The organism is Aliivibrio fischeri, from assembly GCA_038993745.2.
Lineage (GTDB): Bacteria > Pseudomonadota > Gammaproteobacteria > Enterobacterales > Vibrionaceae > Aliivibrio > Aliivibrio fischeri_B.
In genome coordinates this window covers 2,101,006-2,127,553 of sequence record CP160629.1, presented here as the reverse complement: position 1 = coordinate 2,127,553, position 26,548 = coordinate 2,101,006, and the positions used below count along the sequence as shown (strand labels likewise).

27 protein-coding genes and 3 pseudogenes are annotated in these 26,548 nt (G+C 39.8%); 28 read left to right on the top strand and 2 right to left on the bottom strand.

Features of this window, described 5'->3' with window-relative positions; translation table 11 throughout:
* Positions 1-9 precede the first annotated feature (9 nt).
* From fliN to flhB, 6 genes are read left to right on the top strand one after another with little or no spacing between them, the layout of a single operon-like run.
* Positions 10-402 (top strand): flagellar motor switch protein FliN, encoded by a 393-nt coding sequence (fliN, locus tag AAFX60_010280; GenBank protein ID XDF78922.1) that lies wholly within the window; start codon positions 10-12, stop codon positions 400-402.
* A 23-nt stretch (positions 403-425) separates the two neighbouring features.
* Positions 426-812 carry a flagellar biosynthetic protein FliO gene (gene fliO, locus AAFX60_010275; protein ID XDF77097.1) on the top strand — a complete coding sequence of 129 codons (387 nt, stop codon included), beginning with the start codon at positions 426-428 and terminating at the stop codon, positions 810-812.
* Positions 813-852: 40 nt separating this feature from the next.
* Positions 853-1,668 (top strand): flagellar type III secretion system pore protein FliP, encoded by an 816-nt coding sequence (gene fliP / locus AAFX60_010270; protein XDF78921.1) that lies wholly within the window; start codon positions 853-855, stop codon positions 1,666-1,668.
* Positions 1,669-1,677: 9 nt separating this feature from the next.
* The gene (gene fliQ, locus AAFX60_010265) at positions 1,678-1,947 is read left to right on the top strand and encodes a flagellar biosynthesis protein FliQ (GenBank protein XDF77096.1); all 270 of its coding nucleotides are present in this window, start codon (positions 1,678-1,680) and stop codon (positions 1,945-1,947) included.
* Positions 1,948-1,984: 37 nt separating this feature from the next.
* The gene (fliR, locus tag AAFX60_010260; GenBank protein XDF77095.1) at positions 1,985-2,767 is read left to right on the top strand and encodes a flagellar biosynthetic protein FliR; all 783 of its coding nucleotides are present in this window, start codon (positions 1,985-1,987) and stop codon (positions 2,765-2,767) included.
* Between the two features lie 45 nt (positions 2,768-2,812).
* Positions 2,813-3,943 (top strand): flagellar biosynthesis protein FlhB, encoded by a 1,131-nt coding sequence (gene flhB / locus AAFX60_010255; protein XDF77094.1) that lies wholly within the window; start codon positions 2,813-2,815, stop codon positions 3,941-3,943.
* A gap of 13 nt (positions 3,944-3,956) precedes the next feature.
* On the opposite strand, the gene AAFX60_010250 is transcribed toward flhB, so the two are convergent.
* Positions 3,957-4,634 (bottom strand): flagellar brake protein, encoded by a 678-nt coding sequence (locus tag AAFX60_010250; GenBank protein XDF77093.1) that lies wholly within the window; start codon positions 4,632-4,634, stop codon positions 3,957-3,959.
* 268 nt (positions 4,635-4,902) lie between these two features.
* Between AAFX60_010250 and flhA the strand changes: the two are divergent.
* The 22 genes and pseudogenes from flhA to AAFX60_010140 all read left to right on the top strand — a co-directional run bounded on the left by flhA (position 4,903) and on the right by AAFX60_010140 (position 25,713).
* Positions 4,903-6,994 (top strand): annotated as a pseudogene (gene flhA / locus AAFX60_010245) (flagellar biosynthesis protein FlhA).
* Positions 6,995-7,027: 33 nt separating this feature from the next.
* Positions 7,028-8,506 carry a flagellar biosynthesis protein FlhF gene (flhF, locus tag AAFX60_010240; GenBank protein ID XDF77092.1) on the top strand — a complete coding sequence of 493 codons (1,479 nt, stop codon included), beginning with the start codon at positions 7,028-7,030 and terminating at the stop codon, positions 8,504-8,506.
* The gene (locus tag AAFX60_010235) at positions 8,503-9,393 is read left to right on the top strand and encodes a MinD/ParA family protein (GenBank protein XDF77091.1); all 891 of its coding nucleotides are present in this window, start codon (positions 8,503-8,505) and stop codon (positions 9,391-9,393) included. Before flhF ends, AAFX60_010235 begins: the two co-directional genes overlap by 4 nt.
* Positions 9,386-10,117 (top strand): RNA polymerase sigma factor FliA, encoded by a 732-nt coding sequence (locus AAFX60_010230; protein ID XDF77090.1) that lies wholly within the window; start codon positions 9,386-9,388, stop codon positions 10,115-10,117. The genes AAFX60_010235 and AAFX60_010230 overlap by 8 nt, the downstream gene beginning before the upstream one ends.
* Before the next feature lie 36 nt (positions 10,118-10,153).
* Positions 10,154-10,534 carry a chemotaxis response regulator CheY gene (cheY, locus tag AAFX60_010225; GenBank protein ID XDF77089.1) on the top strand — a complete coding sequence of 127 codons (381 nt, stop codon included), beginning with the start codon at positions 10,154-10,156 and terminating at the stop codon, positions 10,532-10,534.
* A 31-nt stretch (positions 10,535-10,565) separates the two neighbouring features.
* Positions 10,566-11,282 (top strand): protein phosphatase CheZ, encoded by a 717-nt coding sequence (locus tag AAFX60_010220; protein XDF77088.1) that lies wholly within the window; start codon positions 10,566-10,568, stop codon positions 11,280-11,282.
* A gap of 9 nt (positions 11,283-11,291) precedes the next feature.
* The gene (locus tag AAFX60_010215) at positions 11,292-13,499 is read left to right on the top strand and encodes a chemotaxis protein CheA (protein XDF77087.1); all 2,208 of its coding nucleotides are present in this window, start codon (positions 11,292-11,294) and stop codon (positions 13,497-13,499) included.
* A gap of 15 nt (positions 13,500-13,514) precedes the next feature.
* The gene (locus AAFX60_010210) at positions 13,515-14,645 is read left to right on the top strand and encodes a chemotaxis response regulator protein-glutamate methylesterase (protein XDF77086.1); all 1,131 of its coding nucleotides are present in this window, start codon (positions 13,515-13,517) and stop codon (positions 14,643-14,645) included.
* An 8-nt stretch (positions 14,646-14,653) separates the two neighbouring features.
* Positions 14,654-15,420: pseudogene (locus tag AAFX60_010205) on the top strand (ParA family protein).
* Entirely contained in the window at positions 15,420-16,478 is a 1,059-nt protein-coding gene (locus tag AAFX60_010200) for a chemotaxis protein CheW (protein XDF77085.1), read from the top strand. The pseudogene AAFX60_010205 and the gene AAFX60_010200 overlap by 1 nt, the downstream one beginning before the upstream one ends.
* 28 nt (positions 16,479-16,506) lie before the next feature.
* Positions 16,507-17,001 (top strand): chemotaxis protein CheW, encoded by a 495-nt coding sequence (locus AAFX60_010195; protein ID XDF77084.1) that lies wholly within the window; start codon positions 16,507-16,509, stop codon positions 16,999-17,001.
* On the top strand, positions 17,001-17,462 hold the full coding sequence (locus AAFX60_010190; GenBank protein ID XDF77083.1) for a DUF2802 domain-containing protein: 462 nt from the start codon (positions 17,001-17,003) through the stop codon (positions 17,460-17,462). Before AAFX60_010195 ends, AAFX60_010190 begins: the two co-directional genes overlap by 1 nt.
* Positions 17,463-17,742: 280 nt before the next feature.
* Positions 17,743-18,357, top strand: coding sequence for a cytochrome c biogenesis heme-transporting ATPase CcmA (gene ccmA / locus AAFX60_010185; protein XDF77082.1), 615 nt, complete (start codon positions 17,743-17,745; stop codon positions 18,355-18,357).
* The gene (ccmB, locus tag AAFX60_010180; GenBank protein ID XDF77081.1) at positions 18,358-19,026 is read left to right on the top strand and encodes a heme exporter protein CcmB; all 669 of its coding nucleotides are present in this window, start codon (positions 18,358-18,360) and stop codon (positions 19,024-19,026) included.
* 43 nt (positions 19,027-19,069) lie between these two features.
* Positions 19,070-19,822, top strand: a complete 753-nt coding sequence (locus AAFX60_010175; GenBank protein ID XDF77080.1) for a heme ABC transporter permease — start codon at positions 19,070-19,072, stop codon at positions 19,820-19,822.
* Between the two features lie 23 nt (positions 19,823-19,845).
* Entirely contained in the window at positions 19,846-20,052 is a 207-nt protein-coding gene (gene ccmD / locus AAFX60_010170) for a heme exporter protein CcmD (GenBank protein ID XDF77079.1), read from the top strand.
* Complete coding sequence (gene ccmE / locus AAFX60_010165) at positions 20,049-20,534, top strand: cytochrome c maturation protein CcmE (protein XDF77078.1); 486 nt, start codon at positions 20,049-20,051, stop codon at positions 20,532-20,534. The genes ccmD and ccmE overlap by 4 nt, the downstream gene beginning before the upstream one ends.
* Positions 20,531-22,489, top strand: coding sequence for a heme lyase CcmF/NrfE family subunit (locus AAFX60_010160; protein XDF77077.1), 1,959 nt, complete (start codon positions 20,531-20,533; stop codon positions 22,487-22,489). The genes ccmE and AAFX60_010160 overlap by 4 nt, the downstream gene beginning before the upstream one ends.
* Before the next feature lie 3 nt (positions 22,490-22,492).
* On the top strand, positions 22,493-23,044 hold the full coding sequence (locus AAFX60_010155; protein ID XDF77076.1) for a DsbE family thiol:disulfide interchange protein: 552 nt from the start codon (positions 22,493-22,495) through the stop codon (positions 23,042-23,044).
* On the top strand, positions 23,044-23,559 hold the full coding sequence (locus AAFX60_010150; GenBank protein XDF77075.1) for a cytochrome c-type biogenesis protein: 516 nt from the start codon (positions 23,044-23,046) through the stop codon (positions 23,557-23,559). Before AAFX60_010155 ends, AAFX60_010150 begins: the two co-directional genes overlap by 1 nt.
* A pseudogene (gene ccmI / locus AAFX60_010145) lies at positions 23,556-24,772 on the top strand (c-type cytochrome biogenesis protein CcmI). Before AAFX60_010150 ends, ccmI begins: the two are co-directional and overlap by 4 nt.
* A gap of 158 nt (positions 24,773-24,930) precedes the next feature.
* Complete coding sequence (locus AAFX60_010140) at positions 24,931-25,713, top strand: MlaA family lipoprotein (GenBank protein XDF77074.1); 783 nt, start codon at positions 24,931-24,933, stop codon at positions 25,711-25,713.
* 75 nt (positions 25,714-25,788) lie between these two features.
* Here AAFX60_010140 and AAFX60_010135 read toward each other — a convergent pair whose 3' ends face one another.
* Complete coding sequence (locus AAFX60_010135; protein ID XDF77073.1) at positions 25,789-26,394, bottom strand: DUF2238 domain-containing protein; 606 nt, start codon at positions 26,392-26,394, stop codon at positions 25,789-25,791.
* Between the last annotated feature and the right edge of the window lie 154 nt (positions 26,395-26,548).

Genomic DNA, 26,548 nt, shown 5'->3' with positions numbered 1-26,548 from the left:
AGGTAGTGGATCATGGATTCAAATGAACAACAAATGGCTGACGAATGGGCAGCAGCATTAAGTGAAAGTGCAGAAGCTCAAGCAGTAACCGCACCTTTAGAAGATCTAGAAGAAAAAGCGCCAGAGTTCAACGAAGATGAACGTCGTAAGCTTGATACGATTCTAGATATTCCTGTAACGATTTCTATGGAAGTAGGTCGTTCACACATTAGCATTCGTAACTTACTGCAACTTAACCAAGGTTCTGTTGTTGAACTTGACCGAATTGCTGGTGAGTCTTTAGATGTAATGGTTAATGGCACACTTATCGCTCATGGTGAAGTGGTTGTCGTGAATGACAAGTTTGGTATCCGTTTAACTGACGTTATCAGCCAAACTGAACGCATCAAAAAACTTCGTTAATTAAACACGAATAGGGATTGGGTATGAAAAAGCTATGGTTATTGGCATTAGTGCCTTTTCCTCTATTTGCAGCTGAAAAGGCTAATGTTGATTTAGCGGCAACATTAGGTTCGCTGATTTTTGTTATCGCATTAATTCTCTTTTTTGCTTGGCTATTAAAGAGAATGCGATTTCCTGGTGTAACAGGAACATCAGGCAGTGCTATGAGTATTGTTAAGCAACTGCCTGTTGGAACAAAAGAGCGAATCGCGGTCGTTCAAGTTGGAGAGGAGCAATTCTTAATCGGGATCACCTCTCAAAATATCAATATGCTAAGTAAGCTAGATAAGCCGTTAGAGGTAAATGAAAACACCATGACGCCTTTCTCTTCTCAACTTAGCCAACTGATGAAAAAAAATGCTAAAAACTAATTTTATTGCCGCCGTTTTGGCGGCATTTTCACTCTTCTTTATGGCATCTCCTGCTTGGGCGGTAGATGATCTCGCTTCTTCTATTCCGCAAACTGCCGCTAGTGCTGAAGGCATGACGGTTACTGCAATGGAAAAAGAGGCTGGAGCAGCAAAAACCATAGCAAAAGGCAGCAGTTCTGGTAGTGGTATCCCTGCATTTACCATGACAACCAATGCCAATGGTGGGGAAGATTACTCTGTAAACTTACAGATTTTAGGTCTAATGACCATGCTGGGCTTCTTGCCTGCAATGGTTATTTTAATGACCTCTTTTACCCGTATTGTCGTTGTGATGTCGATTTTGCGTCAAGCCATGGGTTTACAACAAACGCCATCAAACCAAGTTATTATTGGTATTGCGATGTTTTTGACGTTTTTCATCATGGCTCCGGTGTTTGATAAAGTAAATAACACGGCGATTCAACCTTATATCAATGAAGAAATCACAGCTCGTGAAGCGTTTGATGTTGCACAGGTTCCTATGAAAGAGTTCATGCTAGCTCAAACACGAGTAAAAGATTTAGAAACCTTTGTAAATATGTCGGGTGTTGAAGCTGAAAACCCAGAAGATGTGCCAATTACTGTGGTTATTCCGGCGTTTATTACTTCAGAGCTAAAGACCGCTTTCCAAATAGGTTTCATGCTTTTCTTGCCGTTCTTGATCATCGACTTAGTGGTGGCATCGGTATTAATGGCAATGGGTATGATGATGCTTTCTCCAATGATCGTATCATTACCGTTTAAGTTAATGTTGTTTGTATTAGTGGATGGTTGGAATTTGATCCTATCCACTCTCGCAGGCAGTTTTGCAACTTAAGGAGCAATCATGACCCCTGAAATGGCGATAGATCTATTCCGTGGTGCGCTTTACATGGTGTTAATCATGGTATGTGCCATCATTATTCCAAGTTTGTTAATTGGTTTAGTTGTTGCGGTATTCCAAGCGGCAACGTCGATCAACGAACAAACATTAAGCTTCTTACCGCGTCTTATTGTTACCTTGCTTGCTCTGATGTTATTTGGGCATTGGATGACGCGTATGTTGATGGAATACTTTTATGAACTTATTGCTCGAATGCCAACGGTACTCTATTGACGTGTGCACTCTGAATTGATGCACATGAGCTAATGTTATGGAATATCCAACTCAAATAGTTTTAGATTTTATAGCTACGTATTTCTGGCCTTATACCCGTATTTCAGCCATGTTAATGGTGATGTCGGTATTTGGGGCTCGTTTTGTGTCGCCTCGAATTCGACTCTATCTTGGTTTGAGCATTACTTTTGCTGTTATGCCAGCTATTCCTGCCATGCCACCTGAAATCCAATTGGTCTCTTTTCAAGGTTTTATGACCACAGCAGAGCAGATCATTATTGGTGTAGCAATGGGAATGGTTACTGTATTTGTTACTCAAACCTTCGTACTTTTAGGGCAAATTTTGGGTATGCAATCGAGTTTAGGTTTTGCATCCATGGTTGACCCTGCCAATGGTCAGAATACGCCACTACTTGGTCAATTATTCATGTTCTTATCGATTCTGTTTTTTTTAGGAACCGATGGTCATTTAAAAATGATTAACTTTGTGGTGATGAGTTTTACAACCTTACCGGTGGGGGTTGGCAAGCTCACGAGTGTGGATTATCAATCCATGGCAAGCTGGCTTGGTATTATGATGAAGGCCGGGTTAAGTATGTCGTTATCGGGCATTATTGCCTTACTGACGGTTAACCTTTCTTTTGGTGTAATGACTCGTGCAGCACCACAGTTAAATATCTTCTCATTAGGTTTTGCTTTTGCCTTGCTCGTTGGTTTATTACTGACGTCTTATATTATTTTGGGCTTGTTTAATCACTATGATCTGCATTGGCTTCGTGCTGAAGAGCAGATATGTAGCATGATCCGATTAGATTGTTGATTATGAAATTATTATTAATTAACACGACCGTGGAGGTCATTAGATATGGCTGAGAGTGACGGTCAAGAACGTACCGAAGACGCCACGTCCAAACGCTTGCAACAGGCCAAAGATAAAGGGCAGGTTGCAAGGTCAAAAGAGCTCGCCTCTGTTTCTGTTTTGGTATGTGGTGCTGTTGCATTAATGTGGTTTGGTGAAGATGTCGCAAGAGCGTTATTTTCTGTAATGGAACGCTTTTTCTCTGTATCCAGAGAAGAGATTTATGACACCAATAAATTGCTTGAAATTGTTGGTGGTGCATTGATTGCATTGGTTTTTCCTGTCTTTCTTATTTTGATTACTCTGTTTGTTGCTGCATTAGCTGGTGCTGCTGGCCTTGGTGGGATCAGTTTTTCATCTGAAGCGGCGATGCCAAAGTTTTCAAAAATGAACCCAATGTCGGGCATTAAACGTATGTTTGGTATGCAGAGTTGGGTTGAGCTTTTAAAGTCTATTTTGAAAGTGTCTCTTGTTGGGGGAATGGCTTTTTATTTAATTGAAGGCAGTAAAGAAGATCTGTTCCAATTAAGCTTGGATACGTATCCAGCTAATATCTTTCACTCACTAGACATATTATTAAATTTCATACTGTTGATCAGTTGTACTTTACTGATTGTTGTCGCCATTGATATTCCTTTTCAAATTTGGCAACACGCAAATCAGTTAAAAATGACTAAGCAAGAAGTAAAAGATGAATATAAAGAAACGGAAGGTAAGCCAGAAGTAAAAGGGCGTATCCGTATGCTTCAACGTGAAATGACTCAACGTCGAATGATGGCTGATGTACCATCTGCAGATGTTGTGGTGACGAACCCAGAGCACTACTCAGTGGCTTTGCGATATGATCAAAGTAAAGATGCGGCGCCGATCGTTGTTGCTAAAGGGGTCGATCACGTAGCGATGAAGATCCGTGAGATTGCACGTGAGCACAATATTGATATTTTACCTGCTCCACCATTGGCTCGTGCGTTATATCATTCAACGGAATTAGAACAACAGATCCCTGATGGTTTATTTGCTGCGGTTGCACAGATTTTGGCATATATATTCCAGATGAAGCAGTATAAGAAGAAAGGTGGTACTAAGCCTGAGTTAGATGAAAGTACGCTAACTATTCCTGATGAATTGAAAAAATAGACAATAACTTACTTTATTGTTTATCCCAGCCTTTAAGAACGCATTGGTGATGAAGAGTTTGCAATTCGGATTCACTGATGCCGTCAGTATCAAACATGATTCCAATTTTCGATTGTGACTCTTTTACATCTATATTTTTAATTTCACCACGAACAGAAATCGGTTCAAGACTTTCGATCTCTATTGTTAATGCAATTTTTTTATTTAGTAAGCTATCAGGACTGAGTTTTGATGGTAAGGCAATGGCACATCCACCGAAAGAAAAATCTCTCATGACACCCGTTAAATTTTGTTCATTTACTGATAAATTGCATGAAAATTTACTTTCAATTCGTCGGTGGGTTCGGATGGGTTTCATCGTAATGCTACTTGGTGCATGCAGACAAATCATTTCCATTGGACGATAAATTACAGAGTGAATCGTCGTTTTAAAGGCAATAACATCACAGTGAGTCGTGTTTGTTATTGCACGAAAAGTAACGTCGGCACCTTCTAGGTAGATTTTATTAAACTCAAGAGGAGGTGAAGATGGGTATTCAATGAAAACGTAATGTCCTTTTTTGAATCCTATCAACTGTGAATTTGCTTGTGCTGACTGACCATTTGGACACGTAATTTCGATGATAACACGACCACCAATATCCATTTTATTAAGTACATTTTGATTTGTACTAAGCGATACACTAGTCATAGCAGCACCAAGAGATAAATAAAGGACGAATTATACAAATTACGACACCTTTTTCAATTGTGATTCTTATTTTTCTTTTAAAATTAATGAGTTATTCTTGCTTTTGTGACTCTACTTCAATCTGTCAGAAAACCGGAAATTGTCAGCCAAAAAAGTGACATTAATCTGGCTCGAAATTTGCTTTAAGTAGCTAAGCTATTGCGCTATTAGTCACTTATTATTGGTTTCGTAAGAAATACGAGTTTAGAAGAAGAAGAAGTAGAAGTTAATGAAATTTCAAATTCCGCTGCCGAATAAATTATCAGCTCTTCAAGGGCGAGGTATACCTCCTATTGGTGTACCTGTTTTAGTTCTATCCACTCTGGCAATGGTAATTTTACCCATTCCGGCTTTCTTACTCGACTTAATGTTTACCTTTAACATCGCTTTAGCCATGGTGGTGTTACTTGTGACTATTTATACCCGTCGTCCGTTGGATTTTGCAGCGTTCCCAACCATTCTTCTGGTTTCAACATTACTTCGTCTTGCTTTGAACGTTGCATCAACTCGTGTGGTACTTTTGCACGGTCATGAAGGTCCGGGTGCGGCAGGTCACGTTATCGACGCCTTTGGTAACGTGGTTATTGGCGGTAACTACGCAGTTGGTTTAATCGTATTCATCATTTTAATGATCATTAACTTTATGGTTGTAACCAAAGGTGCGGGCCGTATTTCTGAAGTAAGTGCGCGTTTTACCTTGGATGCATTACCAGGTAAACAAATGGCAATCGATGCGGACTTAAATGCCGGTTTGATTGACCAAGAACAAGCTCGTACCCGTCGTTTTGAAGTGACAAAAGAAGCGGACTTTTACGGTTCAATGGACGGTGCTTCTAAATTCGTAAAAGGGATGCTATCGCTGGTATCCTTATTCTATTCATCAACATCATCGGTGGTCTTGCCATTGGTATGGCGCAATTTAATCTTGGGTTTGGTGAAGCGGTTCAAATCTATACATTGTTAACTATCGGTGATGGTCTGGTTGCACAAATTCCATCACTTCTTTTATCGATTGGCGCAGCTATCATGGTAACTCGTCAAAACACCGATGAAGATATGGGGGAACAATTAGTTTTCCAACTGGTTGATAATCCAAAAGCGTTAATGGTAACGGCTGCAATTATGTTTGTTATGGGTATTGTCCCTGGTATGCCTCATTTCCCATTCATCTTATTAGCGTTATTAGCGGGCGGCTGGTCGTATTATTTAACTAAGAAAAAAGAGCAAGAAAGCGAAGAGCAGAAAGCTGCACCACCAATGGAACTGTCGGCTTCACAACCAAAAGAATTATCATGGGATGACGTTCAACCTGTTGATGTTATTGGTTTAGAAGTGGGTTACCGCTTGATCCCTATGGTAGATAAAGAGCAAGGTGGTGAATTACTTGATCGTGTGAAAGGGGTTCGTAAGAAGCTATCTCAAGATTTTGGCTTCTTAGTACCTGCTGTACATATTCGAGATAACTTAGAATTACCGCCGAATGTATACCGAATTACGCTGATGGGCGTAGCTGGTGGTGAAGCAGAAATTCGCCCTGATAAAGAACTGGCTATCAACCCTGGTCAGGTTTATGGTTCGATTGAAGGTGAACCAACATTTGATCCAGCGTTTGGATTAGAAGCAGTTTGGATCAATGAAGAGCAAAGAGAGCACGCTCAAGCATTAGGCTATACTGTAGTAGATGCAGCAACAGTACTGGCAACGCACTTAAGTCAGTTATTAACAAATAATGCGGCTCAGCTGTTAGGTCACGAAGAAGTTCAGAACTTACTTGAGTTGTTGGCGCAGAGTTCGCCTAAGTTAGTTGAGGGTCTGGTTCCTGATCAATTACCTTGGGGGCGGTTGTAAAAGTGCTTCAGAATTTATTGAATGAAGCAATTCCAATTCGTGATATTCGAACCATTGTCCAAACTTTGTCTGAATATGCGCCAAAAAGTCAAGAACCTGACATTTTGACGGCTGCTGTTCGAATTTCGTTGAAACGATTAATTGTTCAGGAAATCAATGGGATAGAGGCTGAAATGCCAGTTATCACTCTAATTCCTGAATTGGAACAAATCTTGCATCAAACTATGCAGGCGTCTGGTGGTGAAACCACTGGTATTGAGCCTGGGTTAGCAGAGCGTCTGCAAGCATCATTAACTCAAGCGACTCAAGAGCAAGAGTTAAAAGGCGAAGCAGCTGTGCTGTTAACATCAGGGGTATTACGTTCGACATTAGCTAAGTTTGTGAAAAATACGATTCCAAACTTACGAGTTCTCTCTTACCAAGAGATCCCTGATGAGAAACAAATTAGAATTGTTCAAGCTGTTGGTAACTAACCGCGTCAACTTATTTAACGCAGGAATACGATATTGAAAATTAAACGATTTTTTGCAAAAGACATGCGCTCTGCTCTGGTTCAAGTAAAAGAAGAGCTAGGTGTTGACGCTGTCATTATGTCAAATAAAAAAGTAACCGGTGGTATTGAAATTGTTGCGGCTATTGATCCGAGTGCGCAATCTCAATCATTTCCAGCAGTATCACAGCGTCAAGTTGAAGAAGACAAGGTGAGTGTTGGTAAAGGTTCTATGACACGTCGTTTTGCAAATATGATCAAGCAATATGGCTCACATAATAGTTCTACAGAGCCTGAGCCAGAAAAAGCTGAGCGTGAAGAGGATAGTTTAGCTGCGTTATTGCAACGTCAGTCTAAATTTCAGACTCAATCATCAGCAAACTCGTATTCAAACTCTGCATCTACTCCAAGATTAGATACATCAGAAATGACTCGTGCGATTCAAAATAATCCAAAATTAGCGCACCTTATTTCTGATGAGCCAGTTCGACATTCAACAGAGCGAATGCAACCGAAATTAGATCCTTCTCGTTATGAGAAAGGTCGTCGTTCGCATAACGAGTCGAACGAAGAATTAGAAAACATGCGTTCTGAAATGTCATCTATTCGTCGTTTATTAGAGCATCAAGTATCTGGTCTTATGTGGCAGGAAGTAGAGCGTCGTGAACCTCTACGAGCAATGCTGATTAAGCGCCTAGAGAAAATGGGTTTATCAGAAGAGCTTGCTGATCAACTTGCTTGCTATATTCCAGAAGATGTACCAGCAAAAGATGCATGGCCTGCGTTATTGAAACTACTTGCTGAACAAATTCCAACCTCAAAAGTGGATACGTTATCACGTGGTGGCATCATTGCATTATTGGGCCCTACAGGGGTTGGTAAAACAACAACTATTGCTAAATTAGCTGCCCGTGCAGCAATGGAATATGGTCCTGACCAAGTAGCATTAGTTACAACAGATACATTCCGTATTGGTGCTCAAGAACAATTGGCTATTTATGGCCGCATTATGGGCTGTCCAGTACGAATTGCTAAAGATGCTGATGAATTAGCATCGGTTCTGTATCAATTACGTAATCGTCGTTTAGTGCTTGTGGATACTGCAGGTATGGGACAACGTGATGTACGTTTAACAGAACAATTAGATACGATTATGGAAAACAGTGGATCACAAATTAATAGCTATCTTGTGATGCCAGCAACGGCACAACGCCGAGTACTGCAAGAAACCATTGATCACTTCAAACGCATTCCATTATCTGGTTGTATTTTAAGTAAAATCGATGAATCTCTAAGTTTAGGTGAATTAATTAGTGTAACTATAGAGAATGGCCTTCCAATCTCTTATATTGCAAATGGGCAGCGTGTTCCTGAGGACATTGTTTTAGCTCAACCAAAATACTTAGTTGCAAAGGCAAATGAATTACTAGAAAAAGCGACGGAAAAGGACCCTCATTTCTGGAATAGTGATATGCCAGAGGCGGACAATTTATGATTGATAATAATATATACGATCAGGCTAGTGGATTACGACGCTTAACCAAACCAACATTGACCAAAGTGGTTGCTGTAACGGGTGGTAAAGGTGGCGTAGGTAAAACAAACGTAACATTAAATTTAGCATTATCACTTGCACAGCAAGGGAAAAAAGTGATGGTGCTAGATGGCGATTTAGGCTTAGCAAATATTGATATTATGCTGGGTGTTCGAGCACATAAAAACCTAGGGCATGTTTTGGATGGTGAATGCGAATTAGCAGACATTATCGTTGAAGGCCCATATGGTGTGAGACTAATTCCTGCAACGTCAGGAACAAAATCTATGGCAGAACTAACACCAGCACAACATGCAGGATTAATTCGAGCATTCAGCAGTTTAGAAGAAGAAGTAGATATTCTTTTAATCGACACTGCTGCTGGTATCTCTGATATGGTGACCAGTTTTTCTCGTGCGGCTCAAGATGTTTTAGTTGTGGTGTGTGATGAACCAACGTCAATCACCGATGCATATGCATTAATAAAACTTTTAAGTCGTGAGCATAATGTTCAACGATTCAAAATTGTTGCCAACATGGTAAGAAGTTACCGTGAAGGTCGTGAATTATTTGCGAAACTAACGCTAGTAACGGATCGCTTTTTATCTGCAAATATGGAATTAGTGGCTTGTATTCCATTAGATGAAAAAGTGCGTCTGTCAGTTAGAAAACAAAAAGTCGTTGTGGATGCATATCCACGCTCTCCAGCAGCGTTAGCAATGAAATCTCTTGCAAACAAAGTGGTAACTTGGCCTGTACCTAAAGCACCAAGCGGTCACTTAGAGTTTTTCGTAGAAAAGCTATTACGCAATGAAAAAACAAGTGAAATTGAGGACGATTATGTCTGATGGCTTAACTTATGATCATAAAGGCAATGTAAACAGTCAGAAGGCGTTTTTAGAACGTTATTCTGATCTGGTTAAACGTATTGCTCATCATTTAATGGCGAGATTGCCAGCGAGTGTATTAGTAGATGATCTGATTCAAGCTGGCATGATTGGTTTATTAGAAGCCCAGCAAAATTATGATGGCAGTAAAGGCGCAAGTTTTGAAACCTATGCTGGGATTCGAATTAGAGGCTCAATGTTGGATGAAATTCGACGTGGAGATTGGGTTCCTCGCTCAGTACATAAGAACAGTCGGATGATTAATTCGGCAATTAGAGAGCTTGAAGCTAAACTTTCTCGGGATCCGACCGATAAAGAGATAGCAGACTATCTAGAATTACCGTTAGATCAATATTATCAGATACTTAATGATGTAAATTGCGGTAAACTAGTTGGTATGGAAGATTTAGGCGTTTCTGATGATGTGATCGCAACTGAAGAGCAAGCTGATGATAATCTTCCGTTTCAAGGTGTTGCCGATGAACACTTTCGAGTAGCTCTTGTGGAAGCGATTAAAACGCTTCCTGAAAGAGAAGCTTTGGTTTTGTCTCTTTATTACGATGAAGAACTTAACCTAAAAGAGATTGGTGCTGTAATTGGTGTAAGCGAGTCTCGCGTAAGCCAAATACACAGCCAATCGATGCAACGACTACGGGCCAAGTTATCATCTTGGACAGTAGAATAATTAAATCCCGTTACTTTGCCCTCACTGGAGGCGATTTTGAATAAAAACATGAAGATCCTTATTGTTGATGACTTTTCAACAATGCGCCGTATTGTAAAAAACTTATTACGTGACTTAGGTTTTAATAACACCCAAGAAGCGGATGATGGTTTAACAGCACTGCCACTGCTTAAAAAAGGTGGTTTCGATTTTGTAGTAACAGATTGGAACATGCCAGGGATGCAAGGGATCGACTTGCTAAAGACAATTCGTGCCGATGACGAATTAAAACACTTACCAGTATTAATGATCACTGCTGAAGCTAAGCGTGAACAAATCATTGAAGCTGCTCAAGCTGGCGTAAATGGCTACATTGTTAAGCCTTTCACAGCTGCAACATTAAAAGAAAAATTAGACAAGATTTTTGAACGTTTATAAGTCGATGTTGCGTTGGAAGGATTAGTAAAAGATGATTTCATTAACTGATGCCAAGGAACTTGTCGCTTTATTAGAAGGTGGCAAGCAAGAAGAAGCAAATCAATTAGTTGCTTCGTTAGCAATGCCAAGTGAACAACCAATGTTGAAAGAGATAGGTTCTTTAACTCGTGATCTTCATGAGTCTTTGAAGAACTTTAAACTTGATCATCGAGTTGTTGCCATTGCTAATGATGAGATTCCAGATGCGCGTGATCGTTTGCAATATGTGATTGATAAAACGGAAATGGCAGCCAATAAAACAATGGATGCTGTTGATCGTTCATTACCTATTGCAGACGAATTGCACGAAGGCTTGCTTCAAGTTCGCCCACAGTGGAACAGTTTAATGAAAGGTCGAATTGAGCTTGCTCAGTTCAAAACCTTATGCCACAACATTGATGGATTATTAACTCAAGTTGAAGGTAATAGTTCAGAGCTTCGTAATGAACTAACCACTATCTTAATGGCACAAGACTTCCAAGACCTTACTGGTCAAATTATTAAACGAGTAATTACGTTAGTTCAAGAAGTTGAAGACCGATTGGTTGATATCTTGACGTTGTTTAAAGTGGAAGAGCGGTTAGATGCAGCGGACCAATCGAAGAAACCTGCTGTTGCTGAAGGACCAATTATCAACCCGCATGAACGCGAAGACGCTGTAGCATCTCAAGATGATGTTGATGACCTATTAGCCAGTCTAGGATTTTAGAGGAATACTATGAGCTTTGAAATGGATGAAGACATCCTGCAAGATTTCTTAATTGAAGCAGGAGAAATTCTCGAGCTACTTTCTGAACAATTAGTTGAATTAGAGCAACGCCCTGATGATGCTGATTTATTAAATGCTATTTTCCGTGGTTTTCATACCGTTAAAGGCGGTGCAGGCTTTTTGTCATTAACTGAATTAGTTGATGCTTGTCATGGTGCGGAAAACGTATTTGATATTCTTAGAACAGGTAAACGTAAAGTTACTTCTGAGCTAATGGATACCATCTTACAAGCACTTGATACCGTGAATGTTATGTTCAGTTCAGTGCAAAATGGTGAAGCTTTAGAGCCGGCAGAACAAAGCTTGCTTGATGAACTGCATCGTTTAAGCAAACCTGCATCAGAAGATGAAATTGCATCAGCAGCAAATGAAGCTGTTGTTGAAGATATCATTATTGAAGAGCCTGTAATTGAAGTAACTTCTTCTGTAGAAGAGGTTTCTGTTCCGGCTAATAATCATGATTCTGTTGATGATATTACAGAAGATGAATTTGAACGATTATTAGATGAATTACACGGTAAAGGCGCATCTCCAAGTAGTGCCGCTTCAGTAACACCAGCTCCTGCTGCGCCTATTGCATCGTCAACAAGTGCTGATGATGGCGATATTACTGATGATGAGTTTGAGCGTCTGCTTGATGAGCTTCATGGTTCAGGTAAAAGCCCAAGTAATGCAACGACAACTCCTGCTGCTAAACCGGTAGAAGACATACTGTCAAATTCTGGTGATTCAGATTTAATGACAGATGATGAGTTTGAGAAATTACTTGATCAACTGCACGGTTCAGGCAAAGGTCCAACGGAAGAAGAGCTTGATCAAGCTGTTCAACCTGTTGCTGCGATGAATCAGACAACAAGTGCACCAGCACCTGTAGTTGAAGCACCAACAAGAACAACGGCACCTGCGCCGACAAGAACACAAGCACCGAAAGAAGATGTGAAAGCGGTTGCAAAGGCACCAGCAAAAGCGCCAGCAAAATCACAATCAGAAAGTACGGTACGTGTTGATACATCAACGCTAGATAACATCATGAATATGGTGGGAGAGCTTGTACTTGTTCGAAACCGTTTGGTGAGTTTAGGTTTGAATAGCAATGACGAAGAAATGTCAAAAGCTGTATCAAACCTAGATGTGGTTACTGCAGACCTTCAAGGTGCAGTAATGAAAACTCGTATGCAACCAATTAAGAAAGTATTTGGTCGTTTCCCACGAGTTGTACGTGACTTGGCTCGTACACTGAAGAAAGACATCGTGCTAGAAATGCGCGGTGAAGAAACTGATTTAGATAAAAACTTGGTTGAAGCGCTTGCCGATCCATTGATTCACTTAGTTCGTAACTCTGTAGATCATGGTATTGAAATGCCTGATGACCGTTTAAAAGCGGGTAAAGATCGCACAGGTAAAGTGATTTTATCAGCATCTCAAGAAGGGGATCACATCTTACTGAGCATCATTGATGATGGCGGCGGTATGGATGCAGATAAACTTCGTGGTATTGCGGTAAACCGAGGTTTGATGGACAGCGATGCTGCATCACGCTTAACAAATAAAGAATGTTATAACCTTATTTTTGCACCAGGTTTCTCAACTAAGACTGAAATTTCAGATATTTCAGGTCGTGGTGTAGGTATGGACGTGGTTAAAACAGCGATCAACCAACTAAATGGTTCAATTGATATTGATTCAAACATGGGTGAAGGTACTAAGATCGTAATCAAAGTGCCACTGACTCTTGCAATCTTACCAACGTTAATGGTTGGTGTTGCGAATCAACCATTTGCACTTCCATTAGCAAGTGTAAATGAGATTTTCCATCTTGATCTGTCTAAGACAAACATCGTTGATGGTCAATTAACAACAATTGTTCGTGAAAAGTCGATCCCACTGTTCTTCTTACAAGATTGGTTGGTTCCTGGTAGTCGTCAAACAGAACGTACAGGGTTAGGTCATGTTGTAATTATTCAACTTGGCGCTCAACGTGTTGGTTTTGTTGTTGATACCTTAATAGGTCAAGAAGAAGTGGTTATTAAACCGCTAGATGAGCTATTACAAGGTACTCCAGGTATGGCAGGTGCAACGATTACTTCTGATGGTCATATTGCATTGATCCTTGACGTTCCTAACTTGTTAAAGCGTTACGCCGTTCGCATGCGTTAATGCACAAGGATTGACATGGCTATAAAAGTATTAGTGGTAGATGATTCTAGTTTTTTCCGCCGCCGAGTAAGTGAAATTATCAATTCAGATCCACGTCTTGAAGTTATCGACGTGGCTGTAAATGGTAAAGAAGCGGTAGAAAAAGCGAAATCATTAAAGCCAGATGTAATAACAATGGATATTGAGATGCCAGTCATGGACGGCATCTCAGCAGTCCGAGAGATCATGAAAGCGTGTCCAACACCAACCTTAATGTTCTCTTCGCTAACTCACGATGGCGCAAAAGCAACACTTGATGCTTTGGATGCGGGTGCTCTTGATTTCTTACCTAAGAAGTTTGAAGACATTGCTCGTAATCGTGATGAAGCGGTTTCTTTACTACAGAAACGAATTGCTGAAATTGCGCGTAAAAAATCATTTATGCGCAGACCAGTACCGAGTTCACAATCAACAAGTACTGTTGAATCTCGTACAGCAACAACACGAACTGCGACTTCTGCATTAACAGCATCTCCTGTAAAAGCAGCACCAGCAGCTCCAATTGCACAACGCTTTAAAGCGACGGGTAAAAAGTATCAATTAACGGCTATTGGGACTTCAACGGGTGGTCCAGTTGCACTGCAAAAGATATTAACGGCGATTCCGGCGAATTACCCACATCCAATTATTTTGGTTCAACATATGCCTGCCACTTTTACGGCGGCGTTTGCTGCTCGTTTAAATAACTTGTGCAAAATTCAAGTTAAAGAAGCAGAAGATGGCGATGTGTTAAAACCAGGTTGTGCATATTTGGCTCCAGGTGGTTTGCAAATGATGGTTGATGGCCGTCCGGGCGCTTCACGCTTGAAGATTTTAGATGGTGGTGAACGCATGAATTATAAACCATGTGTTGATGTTACCTTCGGATCTGCTGCGAAAGTATACGGTGATAAAGTTCTGTCGATGATCTTAACTGGTATGGGCGCAGATGGTCGAGAAGGCTGTCGAATGCTTAAAGCTGGTGGCGCAACTATTTGGTCTCAAGATGAGCAAAGCTGTGTGGTATATGGTATGCCTCAAGCTGTCGATAAAGCCGGTTTATCTTCAGAAAGTTTACCGCTTGATCGTATTGCTGAAAGAATGCTTGTTGAAGTTGGATTGAAGTAGGAAATAACATGATTGTCTGGAGCATAGCTAATCAGAAAGGTGGCGTGGGTAAAACCACAACCACAATCACATTAGCAGGGTTGTTAAATCAACGTGGTAAACGTGTACTAATGGTAGATACGGATCCTCATGGGTCTCTAACTACTTACTTAGGCTATGATTCAGACGATTTACCATGCAGCTTATTTGAGTTGTTTCAACTACCTACAATCAATAAAACCACGGTAGCTCCTTTTGTATTAAAAAGTGATATCCAGGGCTTGATATTATTCCTGCTCATATGTCACTTGCGACACTTGATCGTGTTATGGGAAACCGTAATGGGATGGGGTTAGTATTGAAGCGTGCACTGAAAGCACTAGAAGCTGATTACGATTATGTATTGATTGATTGTCCACCGATTCTTGGTGTGATGATGGTTAATGCATTAGCGGCAAGTACTCGAGTGCTTATTCCTGTTCAAACTGAATTCCTAGCGATGAAAGGTTTAGAACGAATGATGAGAACATTAACGATAATGCAAAGAAATAAACCTTCTTTGTTTGATGTGACCATTATTCCTACTATGTACGATAAGCGTACTAATGCTTCGTTACAAACCTTGATGGATTTAAAAAATAGCTATCAAGATCAGGTGTGGGCATCTGCAGTACCTATTGATACAAAATTTAGAGATGCCAGCTTAAAAAGAATGCCACCGTCATTTGTATCTCCAAATAGTCGTGGCGTTTTTGCGTATAAAACATTACTGAATTACTTAGAGAGATTAGCTTAATGGCTGATTTTAAAACATTTACCAGTGAAGAAGCTCTTGATGATTATTTCTCGTCACTGTTAGATGAAGATGTCATTGAGCAAGGCGTTAATCTTGAAGAAGTTCGTGAAGAATTAGTTGAGCCTGAACCTGTCGCTGATAGTGAACTTGAGGATGTAGTTGAATCTGAGTCAGTGTCTGATTGGCAGTCTGATTCAGTAACATTAGATACTCCCGAGCCTCAGTATCAATTGCAAGCATCTTCGCAAGTGGATGAATATGATGATTATCCATTTGAGATGCCTCAATTAGAAGATGTTCAGCGTTTATTAAGCCAGTTAGAAAATTCTCAATTAAACGTTCAAGATGAAATTGATGCCTTAGTTTCTGGTGAAATTGAAAAAACAGAATCGGATGCTAATGAGCCTCAACCTATTACAGAAGAAGAGCCTGAAGAGCTTGATCTTTCTGCATGGGATTTATCGGATAAAATTGAGGTTGCTCCTGTTATTGAAGAGACTGAATCTGAAGAGATTGAAGTTACTGCCGATATAGATAACAGCGAAGCGTTAGAAACCCAAGCAGGCAAAGCACCACCGCCAAGTGGACTTGATTGGAAAAATGCAGAGCATCAAGAAGAATTCCAAGTACTTTTCTTTGAAGTTATGGGAGTGATGTTTGCAGTACCATTAGCTGAATTAGGTGGTATTCACCAAATTACAGAGTTTAGTCATTTAATTGGTCGTCCTGATTGGTATCTTGGCTTACAAACCAGCCGAGAATTAAAAATTGATGCACTTGATACAGCCAAGTGGGTGATGCCACAAAGTATCAAGGATGAAAGTTACAAAGAAGATTACCAATACCTTGTTATGCTTGGTGAAAGCAAATGGGGATTAGCGTGTAATGCGTTAGCCGGGACGGAAACATTAACAAGTGATCGTATTCGATGGCGTGAGACCGCAGGAAAACGACCTTGGTTATCTGGAATGGTAAAAGAAAAGATGTGTGCCTTAATTCATGTTGAGGCGATGATTGCTATGCTTAATGCCGGTCTCGACATTAAGGGAATAGAGTAAAATAACTCTAATAGGACGAGGAAATAAAATGTCTCAGGTTAATGAAGTAGAGATCCGCAAAGATCAAGTGAACGATGAAGTTCTGCAGTGGGTAACATTTCAATTAGAAGAAGAAACTTACGGTATCAACGTAATGCAAGTGCGTGAAGTACTTCGCCATACTGAAATTGCTCCAGTTCCAGGTGCTCCAGATTACGTTTTAGGTATCATTAACCTACGTGGTAATGTAGTAACAGTTATTGATACTCGTTCACGTTTTGGTTTAATGCAGGGTGAAATTACAGATAACACACGTATTATTGTTATCGAATCTGAGCGTCAAGTTATCGGTATCCTTGTTGATAGCGTAGCGGAAGTTGTATACTTACGTTCATCTGAAATTGATACGACGCCAAGTGTTGGCACGGAAGAAAGCGCTAAGTTCATCCAAGGCGTTAGCAACCGTGACGGCAACCTACTTATCTTGGTAGACCTTAACAAACTTTTGTCTGACGACGAATGGGATGACATGGCAAACCTATAATGGTTGATAATTTAACTCAGCTCCCTGAGCTACTAGCAATAACAACAATGATCCTTGTACTTGTGATTTTTTTGGTATTAAACCGTAAGAATAAACAGTTAATGCAACAGTTAACTGAATCACAAGAGCAATATAAGCAGCTGCAAGATGAACAACAAAAACTGCAAAAGCAATTTGTAGAGTTTCGTGCTGGCTCCATTAATATGGGGCAAAAAGTAGCTGATATAACTCAATTAAATCAACATTTTGATGATCGTTTAAATGAGTTAGAAAATACAGATGCAGATAGTCGTTTGTATTCAAGAGCGAATAAGCTGGTTCAACTTGGCGCTGGGATCAATGAGTTGATGGAAGAGTGTGAACTTCCAAAAGCAGAAGCAGAGTTAATGATGTCTTTACAGGCGAAAATTGCAGCTGGTAAAGGATCAATGCCACCATTGAGAATGGAAGACGAAGAATAGTCTTCTGCTTCTATTGATAAATTAATATTTAAGAGCTCCTTATTTGAGGGGCTTTTTTTTATCCAAAAATTGAGGATAATAATTTTCATACCTACAAAGTGGTATTTGTAAAATCGTAAACTAACTCTATGATAGCCATACAAATTACAAGGTATTACAAAACTATCACTAAAAGACATATTTATTTACTTATCTATCCAAATAGATTTGTTTAATATCTAAGTTTCCCATTTTTTGCTGTGCTAGAATGCTTTCAATATTTTCCAATAAATAGAAGTCTATGTTAGAAATCCGCAACGTAACCTGTATCCGTGATGAACGTGTTTTGTTTGAGCGTTTAAACTTTACTATCTCTGATGGTGAGCTAATTCAGATAGAAGGACAAAATGGTGCGGGTAAAACAACCTTACTCCGAATTATTGCTGGGCTAGGATATGCTGATGAAGGCGATATTTTTTGGAAAAATGAATCAATAAAACAGAATCGTGAAGAGTTTCATTCTGACTTACTGTTTCTTGGGCATCATACTGGTGTTAAACGAGAGCTAACGGCGTTTGAGAATTTAGCCTTTTACCAGTCAATGCATGATAACTATAACGAAGCTGCAATATGGGATGCACTCGCTCGCGTTGGGTTAGCTGGTAGAGAAGATGTAGCTGCTGGACAATTATCTGCAGGACAACAAAGACGAGTTGCTTTAGCGCGTCTTTGGTTAAGTAATCATAAATTATGGATACTGGATGAGCCTTTAACTGCGATTGATAAGCAGGGTGTAAAGGTGCTCGAAAAGTTATTTATGGATCATGCAAAACAAGGTGGAATTGTGTTATTAACGACTCACCAAGATTTATTCATTGATAGTAATGAACTTAAAAAAATTAGGTTAGGTGAGTAAATGTTAACATCAATGACAACTGTTATTCGACGTGAGCTTTTGATTGCCTTTCGTCGTAAAGCCGATATTTTGAATCCATTATGGTTCTTTATTATCGTTATTACGCTATTTCCATTAAGTATTGGCCCTGAGCCAAATTTGTTAGCACGTATTGCAGCAGGTATTGTTTGGGTTGCTGCATTATTATCAGCATTACTTTCATTAGAGCGTCTATTCCGAGATGATTTCTCTGATGGTTCACTAGAACAAATGATGTTAATGCCAACACCTCTTTCAGTATTGGTGTTAGCCAAAGTGGTTGCTCACTGGCTATTAACTGGGCTGCCTTTAATTATTATTAGTCCATTACTCGCTATTTTACTTTCTTTGGATTTTAATACTTGGTTAGCGATTGTACTGACATTATTGTTGGGTACGCCGACATTGAGCTTTCTTGGTGGTGTTGGAGTGGCATTAACCGTAGGTTTACAGAAGGGAGGTGTGCTATTAAGTTTGTTGATCCTTCCTCTATATATTCCCGTTTTAATTTTTGCAACATCAGCGATAGATGCTGCAAGTTTAGGTATGGCTTATAATGGCCAATTAGCGATTTTAGGAGCCTTACTAATGGGCTCTGCAACATTGACTCCGTTTGCCATTAGTTCGGCATTACGAGTCAGTGTGCAATAACATAATTATAATTTTTATATTTGAAAGTAAGTGAGATAAACCAATGTGGAAATGGCTACATCCTTACGCTAAACCAGAAAAAGCGTATCAACTAAGTACCACACTATTACCGTGGTTTGCGGTGATTTCTATTATCAGCTTAACAGTAGGAACCATCTGGGGTCTTGCTTTTGCTCCATCTGATTATCAGCAAGGTGACAGCTTTAGAATCATCTACATCCATGTACCTTCTGCTATTTTGTCTATGGGTGCGTATATGTCGATGGCTATTGCTGCATTTATTGGTCTAGTTTGGCAATTAAAATTGTCTGATATGGCAGCGGCTGCAATGGCTCCTATTGGCGCAGTGTTTACTTTTATCGCTTTATTAACTGGTGCGGTATGGGGTAAACCTATGTGGGGTGCATGGTGGGTATGGGATGCTCGTCTAACTTCTGAACTGATCCTTCTATTCTTATACCTAGGTGTAATGGCGCTTTATAACGCATTTGATGATCAAAGAACGGCGGCACGAGCAGCAGGTATTCTTGCGATTGTTGGTGTGATTAATCTACCAATTATTCACTTCTCTGTTGAGTGGTGGAACACGCTTCATCAAGGCGCAACAATCACAAAGTTTGATAAACCTTCAATTTCAGCAGATATGTTGTGGCCATTGCTATTAAATATACTTGGCTTTGCAACTTTCTTCGCTTCTGTGACTCTTATTCGCTTTAGGAATGAAATTTTAGCAAAAGAGAGCCACAGACCTTGGGTTAGAGCATTGGTAGAGACTAAATCTACCGAGTCTAAGTAATGTAAGAAATAGGAATTATTGTCATGCATTTTGATACATTCAGTGATTTTTTAGCCATGGGTGGGTATGCCACTTATGTATGGGGCGCATTTGGTGCCACTTTTCTTTCATTATTTTGGATTCTATTTTCTAGCTTAGGCAAACGTCGTCAATTGCTAAAAGAGATTGAGCAAAAAATGGCACGAGAAGAACGAATTAAAAAAGCAAAAACTATGGAGAATACACTATGAATCCGAGACGTAAAAAGCGCCTAGGATTGATCCTTGCTCTATTTGTAGGGATCAGTGCAACAGTGGGATTAATGTTGTATGCATTAAATCAAAACATGGACTTGTTTTATACCCCAACGGAATTAGTTAACGGTAAACCAGACGGTACAAAACCTGAGGTTGGACAACGTCTACGCATTGGTGGGATGGTTGTAGCCGGTTCTGTTGTACGTGATAATAATTCTCTTGAAGTGTCATTTAAGGTTGCCGATGTAGGCCCTCAAGTGACCGTAATTTATGATGGGATTCTTCCTGATTTATTCCGTGAAGGCCAAGGTATTGTTGCTCAAGGTGTCCTAGTTGATGCAACAACGATTAAAGCTCACGAAGTGTTAGCAAAACACGATGAAGAATACATGCCACCAGAAGTTGCAGAAGCGATGAAAAAGACACATGAACCGCTTCAGTATACTGAACAACAAAAACAAGGAACGGGTCAATGATCGCAGAACTTGGTCACTTTGCAATGATTGCTTCATTAGGGCTTGCCGTCCTTTTGAGCATATTACCTATGTATGGCGCAAGCCGTGGTAATAAGGCATTAATGCAGAGTGCAAGACCATTAGCTTGGGGGATGTTTTTACTCCTAAGTTTATCATTTGGAATTTTAATGTGGGCTTTCTATGTTAATGATTTCACTCTTCAGTATGTAGCAAGTAACTCAAACAGTTTATTACCTTGGTACTATCGTTTAACCGCGGTTTGGGGTGCGCATGAAGGTTCACTATTACTTTGGGTATTAATCCAAGCTGGTTGGACTGTTGCTGTAGCGACATTCAGCCGTGGTATGCCACAAGAATCTGTTGCGCGTGTATTAGCAGTAATGGGGTGGATCACCGTTGGTTTCTTACTGTTTATTATTTTAACGTCTAACCCATTCTTACGTACTCTGCCTTATTTCCCAATTGATGGTCGTGACTTAAACCCACTACTTCAAGATCCAGGTTTAATTATTCACCCTCCAATGCTTTACATGGGTTATGTTGGTTTCTCTGTTGCATTCTCTTTTGCAATTGCTTCATTAATGACGGGGCGTTTAGATACAGCTTGGGCTCGTTGGTCTCGTCCTTGGACTATTGCTGCATGGTCATTCCTAACTGTTGGTATCTCTCTAGGTTCTTGGTGGGCGTACTATGAACTTGGCTGGGGCGGCTGGTGGTTCTGGGATCCAGTAGAAAACGCATCATTTATGCCTTGGCTTGTTGGTACTGCATTAATGCACTCATTAGCAGTAACAGAAAAGCGCGGTACGTTTAAAGCATGGACTGTATTACTGGCGATTTCAGCATTCTCATTAAGCTTATTAGGCACATTCTTAGTTCGTTCTGGTATTTTAGTATCAGTTCACGCCTTTGCATCAGATCCTTCTCGAGGCATGTTTATTCTCGGTTTCTTGGTGATGGTTATTGGTGGTTCACTATTACTGTTTGCCTTAAAAGGTGCATCAGTTCGTGTTCGAGGTAATTTCTCTCTGTTCTCTCGTGAGAATGCGTTATTAGCAAATAACATTTTATTAGTTACAGCATTAGTTGTGGTACTTGTTGGCACTTTATTACCACTGGTTCATAAGCAACTAGGCTTAGGCTCAGTATCAATTGGTGCTCCATTCTTCGACATGCTATTTGCATGGTTGATGATCCCATTTGCTTTCCTATTAGGTATTGGTCCACTAATTCGTTGGAAGAAAGACAAACTAAGCAATCTATCAAAACGTCTTGTGATTTCTGGTGCGATAACTGTACCGCTTGCAGCGTTAATGATGGTTATGTTTGCTGATAAATTCCAATTCATGCCGTATTTAGGCTGGATGATGGCGATTTGGATTGTGATTTTACATGGATTTGAGTTGTATGAACGTGCTACGCACCGTCACTCATTCTCTGTAGGTATTACTAAGCTAGGACGCAGTCACTGGGCGATGATTTTTGCTCATATTGGTCTTGCCGTTACGATTATCGGTATTGCTATGGTGCAAAACTACAGTATTGAAAAAGATGTACGTTTAGCGCCAGGTGAGCACATTGAAATGAATGGCTACCAGTTCTATTTCGCAGGTGTTAGAGATACAGATGGTCCTAACTATGATGGTTATACCGCTGATTTTGACATTACATTAGATGGTAAAGCGATTAATACATTGCACGCTGAAAAACGTTTCTATGAAACAGCAGGTTCTATGATGACTGAAGCGGCAATTGATCGTGGCTTTACTCGTGACCTATACATCGCAATGGGTGAGCGTTTAGATGACAACCGTTCATGGGCTGTACGTATTTACTACAAACCATTCGTTCGTTGGATCTGGGCTGGTTCATTGTTTATGGCATTTGGTGGTGCATTAGCTATGTCTGATAAACGCTATCGTTTCCGTAAAAATGCTAAAAAACAGGAAGCTTAATTTATGAATAAGAACTTTTTATTTGCACCATTAGCGCTGTTTTTAATTTTAGTCGCAGTGTTTGCTACTCAGTTAACACGCAACTCAAATGGTGATGATCCAACTAAACTTGAATCGGTACTGGTAGGTAAACCAGTACCTGAATTCCGCTTAGAAGATCTTGCTCAAGAAGGAAAGCTTTATGATCAAAGCATCTTCAAAGGAGAGCCTTTACTGCTAAATGTATGGGCTACATGGTGTCCAACGTGTTATGCAGAACACCAGTATTTAAATACGCTAGCAACAGAAGGCGTAAAAATCATCGGTATGAACTACAAAGATGACCGTGCAGGTGCTGTGCAATGGCTAAAAGAGCTAGGTAATCCATACCTTATTACTCTTTTTGATGGTGATGGTATGTTAGGTATGGATCTTGGTGTGTATGGTGCTCCAGAGACTTTCTTAATTGATAGCAATGGCATTGTTCGCTACCGTCATGTTGGTGATGTTAATGAGCGTAATTGGAATGAAACACTAAAACCAATGTATGACCAACTTGTTGCGGAGGCGAAATAATGAAATTAAACCTACGTAAATTAGGTCTTCGCAGTTTTGCGGTGATTGCATTTAGTTTATTTGCAGTGCAAGTAAGCTACGCAACGATTGACTTATATGAGTTTGATTCGCCAGAGCAAGAGCAGCAATTTAAAGAGTTAGGTCAGACTTTACGTTGTCCAAAATGTCAAAATAACAACATTGCAGATTCAAGTGCCGAGTTGGCTCAAGACATGCGCCATAAAGTGTATGAAATGACTAAACAAGGTAAATCTGATGATGAAATTATTTCGTACATGATTGATCGTTACGGAAACTTTGTAACCTATGATCCACCTTTAACGGCTGGAACACTTGTTTTATGGTTAGGTCCATTAAGTGTCTTAGTGTTTGGTTTTGGTCTTATTGTGATTCGCAGTCGTAAAACGGCAGCAGAAAAAGAAGCAAAATCTGAAGAGTGGGATAACGAACATGAAGAACGTTTGAACGCTTTATTAAATGAAGACAATAATGACAATGGGAAGGTAAACAAATGACTTTGTTTTGGATTTCAACCTTAGCCCTGATTTTTGTTGGCGTGTTTTTTATTATTCTTCCGCTATGGAAAGCAAGAGCGCAAGATGATGAAGCTCGTCGAGATGAATTAAATAAAGCGTTTTATAAAGATCGCTTAGCTGAATTGGAAGAGGAAGACGCTGAAGGTCTTGTGAATAACCAAGAAGAGTTAATCACAGAGCTTAAGCAATCACTGCTTGATGATATTCCAGTAAAAGAAAAAGCACAGCAAGACAGTTTAAACGCAAGATTATTTATTCTTCCGTCGATAATTGTACTTGTCGCTATTTCTTACGGTTTATATTTTAAATTTGGCAATATCGATAAAGTAGAAAAGTGGCAAGAAGTAAGTGCACGCTTACCTGAATTATCACAACAATTACTTGATCCAGAAAGTGCAGGCTTAACAGACTCTGAAATCAGAGATATTACGTTAGCGCTGCGAACTAAACTGTATCACGAACCCGATGATGCAATGGGTTGGTTGCTACTTGGTCGTATTGGTATGATGAATCGTGACATTGATACATCAGTTGGTGCAATGAAAAAAGCCTATGCACTTAAACCAAAAGATACTGAGATTAAGTTGGGCTATGCTCAATCATTAATGTTAAGTGGTAATGAAGCAAAAGCAGAGCAAGCGAAACAATTACTTCGTGAAGCTCTACGTGAAGACTCAACAAATTTACGTGCTTTATCACTACTTGCTTTCTACTCATTTGAGAATCAAGATTATAAAGGTGCTATTTCTGCATGGAAAGCAATGCAGATGTTGATTGGCCCTGATGATTCTCGTTATGAAATGTTAGTTCGTAGTATTGAACGTGCACAATCTAAATTAAACCCTGAAGCAACATTAGAGAAGCAGGTTCCTGTTACTATTAATCTGGGTAATAACGTGCAACTACCAAAGCAGGGATTTGTGATTGTATCAATTCACCCGCAGATGGTTCACCAATGCCGATTGCAGCAGCAAGAGCACCATTAAGTCGCTTCCCGCTTAAAATCATGATGTCAGATGAAAACAACATGATAGAACAGCGTAAATTGTCAGATATGGAGAGCTTTATTGTTCGCGCTCGTATTGACCAAGATGGCAATGTAGCAACAAAATCAGGTGATTGGTATGGTGAAAGTGAAGTGAGTACATTAGGTAAAAATGTATCACTAAGTATTGATAAGCAATATCAATAATACATTACAAGTGTCATACTAGAACGGGCAGAGGCGTTGCGCTTCTGCCCGTTTTTATCATCTATAATAATAAAATACATATAGTTATACCAATCATACTAAGTGAACAATTATTTATATCGATTGGTACAGTTACTTATTGGCAAAGGTTTTTAGTAGTGAAAAGAGTATGGACTTCTTGTTGTATTCTACTTTTTGTGAGTGCTTGCTCACAAACACCAGAACAAACAGAAGAAGAGTTAGATACAACACAACAGATTGATACGGAATATGAAGAAACGCACGTAAGTGATCCTCTTGAAGGATTTAACCGTGTAATGTGGGGGCTAAATTATGATTATTTAGACCCATATCTAGTTCGCCCTGTATCTATTGGTTATGTCGAATACACGCCAACCCCAATTCGATATGGGATTGCAAACTTTTTAGCTAATTTAGATGAGCCATCAAGCATGATAAATAATTTACTCATGGGAAATGGCAATATGGCGATGGTTCACTTTAATCGTTTTTGGCTAAATACAACATTAGGCCTCGTTGGCTTAATTGATATTGCTAGTGCTGCAGATATACAGAAACCAGACAGTAAATCGTTTGGTGATGCTTTAGGACATTATGGTGTAGGTAATGGCCCTTACTTTATGCTACCTGGTTACGGGCCTTGGACACTGCGAGAAGCTGGGGACTTTGTTGATGGTTTATATATGCCGCTGTCATACCTTAATTTCTGGCAAGGTTTAGGTAAGTGGGGACTAGAAGGCATGGAGTCTCGTGTGCTGTTGATTTCGCAAGAACCTATGCTAGAAGCGTCACCAGATCCTTACGTATTAACACGAGATGTTTATTTACAACGTCAAGACTTTAAAGCTGAGATTGAACCTGAAGTTGATTTAGATGCTGAAGATGATATCGATGACTATTTAGATGAAATAGACGAGTAAAAACAGTAATAGTCTTTCAGGTTTCATGGTTGGTATTCTCCTGAAACCTGAAACCTGAAACCTGAAACCTGAAACCTAGCGATTATTCCGCTGGAAAAATAAGATTAATAAAGCAAATAGAGAGCCGGTTGTATCACATAACATATCTTTCTGCGCATCCCAAATATCCCCTTGAGATCCTAAAAAAGCAATCCCTTCATCACCACCTGCAATAGCGGCATACCACCATTCAATAATCTCATATCCAGCAGCAACACTCATTAATGTGAATAAGCCAAAAGCCATCGCAAGAGGAGTAGAGCATTTCTTTGTTTTGATGAGATATTCAGCGATAGGGTATGCGTAAAAACCAATTGAGAAGTGTGCGACTCGATCGAAGTTATTTCGCTCAGACCCAATCAAGTTATTAAACCAATCAAAAGGAACGTCGGCAAAAGTATATTTAGCGCCAATAGTATGAAGAAATAGCCAAATAAACATGAATACCAAGGCAGTTTTGCTGAACTGAAAGCGTGTCGCCATGTAAAAAATGCCAGCTAAAATTAATAATGCAGGAATAATTTCAGCAAACCATACCGCTCGTGATACAGGCTCAAAAGCAGAAAAAAGAAATATCACAGAATAAAGAGATGTGAGAGCCAGTAGCATAGGTTGCTGTTTTATGGATTGAGGTATAGACATAAATCAATACTCCGAGTTGCACACTTAAAGAATGAATATAAAAAGTGTAACTTGAAAGTCGTTTCTATCAAGTTGATTTATTTAGAATTGAGTGTTTGAGTTGTAAAGTTCAATAAAAAAGGCCTCTAAAATTAGAGGCCTCAATATAAATGGT